This window comes from Streptomyces sp. NPDC001904 (genome assembly GCF_040297005.1).
Lineage (GTDB): Bacteria > Actinomycetota > Actinomycetes > Streptomycetales > Streptomycetaceae > Streptomyces.
Window position 1 is genome coordinate 183297 of record NZ_JBEOYI010000018.1, and the last position, 6977, is coordinate 190273.

Here is a 6977-nt window from a genome sequence, read left to right on the forward strand (position 1 = left end):
CAGAGGGCGCGGCCAACATCGGCGAACCGACCGCCCGCTTCAACTCTTGAACACCCTTACGACTTAATTTAGGACGTGAGTTAAACCGCACGAGAAGGTACCGTCAAGGGGGTCGGAGCTAACAACTTCGAGTCGGACAGAGCCTCAAGGAGACACATGGCCGGGCGGCGCGGTGGACGGACAGTGCACGACCTGCGAAGGGAGAACCGGACCGCCCTTTTGCAACAGTTGTATTTCAACGGCCCGATGAGCCGGAACGAGCTGGGCCCGGCGATCGGTCTGAGTTCAGGTTCCATCAGCAACGTGGTGGCCGAACTCGCGGCGGACGGCCTGGTCGAGGAGGCCGGCAGCGTCGAGTCCGAGGGCGGCAGGCCCCGCACCCTGCTGCGCATCGTGCCCGGCTGCGGGCGGCTGATCGGCGTGGACGTGGGCGAGACCAGGATCAGGGTCGAGCTGCTCGATCTGTCCCTCACCGAACTGGCCCGCACGGAGCGGCCGCTGGACCTGAAGGGGCATCCCGTCGAGGGCGTCGCCGAGCTGGTCGCGTCGGCGGTGCACGAAGTGCTCGACGCCGGCCGAGGCCATCCCGGTCCGCTCCTCGGCGTCGGCATCGGTGTGCCCGGCATCGTCGCGCACACCCCCGAGGGCGCGGTCGTGCACGGCCCGACGGTCGGCTGGGACGCGGTGCCGCTGGAGTCGGTGCTCCGCAGGGCCTGCCAACTTCCGCCCTCGGTCGACTACTTCATCGCCAACGGCGCCGGGACGCTCGGCCAGGCGGAGATGTGGTTCGGCGCGGGACGCGGCACGCAGAACGCGGTGGTCGTGCTCTTCGGCTCCGGTGTCGGCGCCTGCGTGGTGACGGGCGACGCGGCACAGGCGCGGGCCGTCGAGTGGGGGCATCTGACGGTACGGGTCCGGGGGCGCCGCTGCCGGTGCGGCGCCCTGGGCTGCCTGGAGGCGTACGCGGGCGCCGAGGCGCTGCTCGACCGGTGGCGGGAGGCGGGCGGGCGCCCGCCGCTCGGCGCGGACGAGGAGACGGCGCTGGCCGCGATGATGGACGCCGCACACCCGCGCGAGCCGGGCCGGACCCCCGAACCGACGGCGCTGGCCATCATCGAGGAGACGGCCGAGTATCTCGGCGCGGGCCTGTCCGACCTGGTCAATCTCTTCCAGCCGGACCGCGTCCTGGTCGGCGGCTGGGCCGGACTCCAGCTCGGCGAGCGGTTCCTGGCCTCGGTGCGCCGCCATCTGCCGACGTACGCGCTCTCCTACCCCGTGTCCCGGGTCAGCGTGGAGCTCGGCCGGCTCGGCCCCGACGCCGTGACGGTGGGCGCGGCGACGCTGCCGCTGGCGGCGTTCTTCGCGCGCGGCGGGCGGCCGCCCGAGGCGCCGCGGGAGGCCGAACCCCCGGCCTGGCAGGGGGCGTTGCGGGGACGCGCGCTGCACTGAACCGGCACGCGGCAAGGTGTCACGCCGACTCGCGCACCACCAGTTCCGGGTCGAAGATCCGCGAGGTGGGCTCGGTGCGCTCGCCGAGGACGAACGCGTGGAGGAGCTCGGCCATGGCCGCGGCCATGGCCTCCACCGGCTGCCGGACGGTGGTCAGGGGCGGCCGGCAGGCGAGGGCGGCGCTGGAGTCGTCGAACCCGACGACGGCCACGTCCTGCGGCACCCGTCTGCCCCGGTCGCCCAGGACCTGGCAGACGCCCTGCGCCATCAGGTCGTTGGCGGCGAACACGGCGTCGATGTCGGGGTGTTCGGCGAGCAGTCGCTCCATCGCCGCGACACCGCTGTCCAGGGTGAACCCGCCTTCCGCGATCGGGACGTACGGCACGCCACCGCGCTCCATGCCGTCCCGGAACCCGGCGAGCCGCTCCTGCCCGGCGGGCAGGTCGAGCGGCCCGGAGACGGTGGCGGGCCGACGGCAGCCGCGGGCGAGCAGATGGCGCGCCGCCAGCAGACCCCCCTCGCGGTGGGCGAGGTCGACGTAGCTGATCGGCGCGGCCACCGCGGGCCGCGCGAAGCACACCGCGGGCAGCCGTCCGGCGGCGAGCTGCGCGGGCAGCGGGTCCTCGGCGTGCGTGGAGACCACGAGGGCACCGTCGGCGCTGCCCTGCCGCAGGTAGTCGACGACCTGGCGGCGCGCGTCGTCGGAGTCGGCGAACATGAGCACGGGGTGCATGGAGCGCGGCCGCAGGAAACCGACGACCCCGGTGACCACGCGCCCGAAGAACGGGTCGGCGAAGACCCGCGCGGTGAAATCGCCCTGCGCGCCGTCGCGTTCGTCCCCGGCACCGGACACCACGAGCGCGATGGTCTGCGCCCGGCGGGTGACCAGCGAGCGGGCGGCGTGATTGGGCGTGTACCCCGTCCGCTCGACGGCCTGGCGGACCAGGTCCTGGATGCCCGGATCCACGTTCCGTACACCGTTGATGACCCGGGAGACCGTGGCCCGGGAGACGCCGGCCTCCCGTGCCACGTCCTCCAAGGTGGGCACGCTTCTGCTCATGGCCCCACCCTATCCGCCGGTCCCACGTCCCGGGGAGCGCTCTCCCGCAGTCGTCGACCAGGTGGCAGGCCTCGGCGGCGGCCTTTCCCGTAGTCACTGAAGGGGCTCCACCTCGACCTCCGTCGTCAGGGTGGGCTCCCCGGCCGAGCGGCCCGCGTGCACCCGGTAGACGCCCGGTTCGGTGCGCCAGTCTCGGGCTTCGGGCGACCAGTGCCGCAGCGCCCGCGCGGGCACGTGCACCTCCACGTCCGCCGCGGCCCCGGGGGGTGCGGTCACGGCCGCGTACCCGGCCAGCCAGCGGACCGGGCGCTCGACCGCCGACTCCGGCCGGGAGAGGTAGACCTGGACCACTTCACGGCCCGTCCTGACGCCGGTGTTGCGCACGGTGACGCGGACCGTGAAGCCGTCGGGACCAGATGTGGCGGGCGCCTCGATCCGGTCGTGGCTCCAGGTGGTGTAGCCGAGCCCGTGGCCGAACCAGTAGGCGGGCTCCCGGGCCGAGCGCAGCCAGCCGCGGTGCCCGATGTGCGGGCCCTCCTGATACGCGAGGACGCCGTCGTCGGGGCGGGTCCGGGTGACGGGAGCGTCGGCGAGGCGGGCGGCCCAGGTGGTGGGGAGGCGGCCGCCCGGCTCGGCCCGCCCGAACAGGACGTCCGCGAGTCCCGCCCCTGCCTCCTGCCCGGGGAACCAGGCGAGCAGCAGGGCGCCGACCTCGTCCCGCCAGGGCAGTTCGACCGGTCCGCCGGAGTTCACCACGGCCACGGTGCGGGGCTGGGCGGCGGCGACGGCCGACACCAGGGCGTCCTGGTCGCCGGGCAGGGCGAGCGTGACGCGGTCGTGGCCCTCGGACTCGCTGCCCTCGGTGGTGCCGACCACGACGACGGCGACGTCCGCGGCCCGGGCCGCCTCGACGGCGTCGGCCAGGGCCGTCGCCGGGTCCGGGGGCGGCGGCGCGGCGGTCAGCAGGGTGGCACGGCCGGTGCCGGGAGCCAGGGTGCGCCGGGCCACCACCTCGACCGCGCGGCCCGGCCGGAGGCGGATCCGCCCGTACCGGCAGGGCGGCGCGACGTGCACGACGGCCGGGTCGTCGGTGGTCCTGGGGTACTCCCCCGCGACCAGTCGCTCTCCGTCGACGAGGAGTTCGAGGTGGCCGAAGCCGCCGACGCCGAAGGTCCACTCCCCACCGGAGGCGGGCCGCAGCAGCGCGCTCAGCTCCACCGTGTGCGCGCCGGGCACCAGCGTGGGCTCCAGCAGGCGTCCGGAGAGCCGGTGTTCGGCGTACAGCTCGTGTCCCGCGCGGTCGAGGACGCGCAGCAGCAGCCCCGGTTCGCCGGTGCGCGGGTCGGCGCACCGCTCCGCGTCCAGCGGCCAGGGCTGCTCGACGAGGGCGGGACCCGGGCTGTGGATGACCTCGGCGGTGCCGCGCAGCGCCGCGCGGATGCCGTCGAGCGGTGTGACGGAGATCCGGGGGAAGACCCCCGCGCTGCCGCCGCCCTGGAGCCGGGGCCGCGCCGCGTGGGCGCCGATCACCGCCACGGTCCGCACGGAGTCGGCGGCCCACGGCAGGACGTCGTGGTTCGTGAGCAGCACGGTGCTCGCGGCGACGGACCGGCGCAGCAGGGCGCGGGTCTGCCGCGGGCCGTGCGGTGAGGGGCGTGCGGGTGCCGGGTCGCCGAGCGCGCCGACCCGTTCGGCGAGCCGCAGCAGGCGGCGGACCTTGTCGTCGATCACCTCCTCGGGCACCTCCCCGGCCCGCACGGCGCGCAGGAGGTCGTCGCCCCAGGGGCTGTCCGGGCCCGGCATGGCCAGGTCCTGGGCGGCCAGCGCCGACGCCGCGGTGGACCGTACCGCTCCCCAGTCGGACACCACGACGCCGTCGAAGCTCCAGCGCCCCTTCAGCGGCTCGGTGAGCAGCGGGCTCTCCGACATCGTCGCGCCGCCGACGCTGTTGTAGCCGGACATGACGGCCCAGGCACCGGCTTCGACGGCCGCTTCGAAGGGTGCCAGGTAGACCTCGTGCAGGGCGCGTTCGGGAACGCGGACGTCGACGGTGAGCCGGTCGGTCTCGGAGTCGTTGGCGACGTAGTGCTTGGCGGTCGCGGCGACGCCGCCGGACTGGATGCCGCGGATCAGGGCGGCTCCGATGCGGCCGGTGAGTTCCGGGTCCTCGGAGAAGCACTCGAAGTGCCGTCCGGCCAGCGGCGAGCGGTGCAGGTTGAGGGTCGGGCCGAGGACGACGTGGACGCCCTTGCTCCGCGCCTCCTGCGCGAGAAGCGCGCCGAGCCGTTCGGCCAGCTCCTCGTCCCACATCGCGGCGAGCGCCGTGGCCGCGGGCAGCAGCGCGGACGTGCGGCGCTCGTCCCAGGACTCGCCGCGCACCCCGGTGGGCCCGTCCGACATCACCATCTCGCGCAGCGCGACCGCGGGTTGCGCGGCGGTGCGCCAGGTGGTGGCGCCGGTCAGCAGGGCCACCTTCTGCGCGAGGCTCAATTTCTCGACGAGCCGGTTGAGTTCGTCGTCCTCCATGCGGGTCCCTCCCCGTTGAACGTGCCGGGCCCCCGCCGCGCACCGCGGCCGGCGGGGGTCCGTCGGATCAGTTGTAGACGCCGAACTCGTAGAGCGAGTAGCCGTATCCGGTGCCACGTGCGGTGCCGTTGACGCGGACGTAGCGGCCGCTGCCGGCGGCGTCGAAGTCGTCGACGCCTCCGTTGCCGTCGGTCACCTGCTGGACGGTCCGCCAGTTCTGGCCGTCGTCGGAGGTCTGGATCGTGTAGGCCTTCGCGTACGAGGTCTCCCAGTTGAGCTGGATGTGCCGGAAGGACTGCTTGGAGCCGAGGTCCACCTGGAGCCACTGGGGGTCGCTCCAGTCGCTGGCCCAGCGGGTGTCGTTCTTGCCGTCGACGGCGGACGACGCCAGGCACGGGCAGTCGCCGTAGTCGGACGTCTGCTGCGAGGAGGCGGTGGCCGGCTTGCCCTGGGCGATGTTCGTGCCGCTCACGGGCGGCGGCACCACGCGCACGGACCGGGTTTCGACGCCGACGTTGCCACGGCCGTCGGTGGCCTTGACGTAGATCTTCCAGACGCCCGGCTTGTCGGGCGCGGTCACCTTCAGCCGGCCGGAGCCGAGGTCGGTGGCCTTGAGCGGGGTCAGTTCCTTGCTCTGGTCGATGTACATGCTGTTGGCGAGGACCTCGTACGAGATCCGGTCGCCGTCGGGGTCGGTCACCTTGGTGGCGATGGTGAGGTCGCGGCCCGCGGCCACCTTGGACGCGTCCCCTTCGATGCTCATCGAGGAGAAGACGGGCGGAGTGTTGTCACCGGACGTGCTCGCGCCGTACGCCTTCTTCACGGCGTAGTACGACAGCCGCTTCTCCCCGGCGGGCAGCAGGTTGAACCAGATGCCGCCGAAGTCGTACTCGGTGCCGTAGTGGAACATCGTGGCGCCCAGGGCGACGCCCTGGTGCCCGGTGATGCACTCCCACGCCTTGCGGTAGCCGTCGGCCTTGGCCTGGTCGGTGGGCTCGGCGGGCACGCCGTTGGCGTCGTCGGGCACCTCCCACTCCCCCGCGGGGCCGGTCTCGGTCACGATGTACGGCTTGGTGTAACCACCCTGCTCCCAGGCCGACTTGACGTCGCAGACGGCGTTGTAGGAGTTGACGGCGTACAGATCGAGGTCGGGCGCGTTCTTCTTGTAGTAGGGCCAGGCGCCGACCCAGGCGTCGGTGGAAGTGACAGGGTGGTTCGGGTCGACGGCGTGGATCTTCTTCGTCACGTCGTTGACGAAGGTCGTGTACGCGTCGCGCTGCTTCTCCAGCTCGGTGCCGCTGTAGCAGTTCTGGAGACCGAGCACCGACTCGTTGCCCACGTTCCACATGAGGACGCCGGGGTTGTCCTTGTAGGTCTGCACCCACTTGGGGAACTCGGCGAGCATGTTGTTCTTGTACGTGGTGTCGGTGACGTAGTTGACGCAGCCGCCGCTGCCGGGGCCGCCGCCGGGCTGCAGCCAGAATCCGGCGATCACCTTGATGCCGTTCGCGGCGGCGGTGTCGAAGAGCGGCTTGCTGGAGGCGTCGGTGCCCCAGGTGCGGATCGTGTTGACGCCCATCGACTTGAGGTCGGGCATGTACTTGCCGGCGTCGGCGACGGACGGGCCCCAGGTGAGGCCCTTCACCTGGTACGGGGATCCGTTCACGGTCAGCTGCCAGTGGCCCTGGGAGCCGGTCACCTTGACGACGCTGCCGGCGGCGTGCGCCTGCTGGCCGGGCAGCATCAGGGCACAGGCGGCGAGAACTCCGGCGGTGACGGGGGCGGCGAGACGCCGTCCGGCCGAATGCGATCTGGGCATGTGTTTCTCCGGGAGGGGGGAGGGTGCGGGGGTGCGGGTGCCGAGCGGGGGGCGCACGGGTGGGGGGGGGCGCGTAGCGCGCGGCCCCCCCCACCTCAGCGGTGGTGTTTTATGTGAGTGTTT

At 73.2% G+C, this 6977-nt stretch carries 4 protein-coding genes; 1 reads left to right on the forward strand and 3 read right to left on the reverse strand.

Translation table 11 applies throughout. The features are described from left to right. Positions 1 to 156: 156 nt before the first annotated feature. Entirely contained in the window at positions 157 to 1449 is a 1293-nt protein-coding gene (locus ABT127_RS26470; RefSeq protein WP_351454803.1) for an ROK family transcriptional regulator, read from the forward strand. A gap of 19 nt (positions 1450 to 1468) precedes the next feature. On the opposite strand, the gene ABT127_RS26475 is transcribed toward ABT127_RS26470, so the two are convergent. From ABT127_RS26475 to ABT127_RS26485, 3 genes are all read right to left on the reverse strand, one after another. Further along, the gene (locus tag ABT127_RS26475; RefSeq protein ID WP_351454806.1) at positions 1469 to 2509 is read right to left on the reverse strand and encodes a LacI family DNA-binding transcriptional regulator; all 1041 of its coding nucleotides are present in this window, start codon (positions 2507 to 2509) and stop codon (positions 1469 to 1471) included. Between the two features lie 93 nt (positions 2510 to 2602). Beyond that, entirely contained in the window at positions 2603 to 5035 is a 2433-nt protein-coding gene (locus ABT127_RS26480) for a beta-glucosidase family protein (protein WP_351454808.1), read from the reverse strand. Between the two features lie 67 nt (positions 5036 to 5102). Continuing rightward, positions 5103 to 6854: a discoidin domain-containing protein gene (locus ABT127_RS26485; protein WP_351454810.1), complete on the reverse strand. Its 1752-nt coding sequence runs from the start codon at positions 6852 to 6854 to the stop codon at positions 5103 to 5105. Between the last annotated feature and the right edge of the window lie 123 nt (positions 6855 to 6977).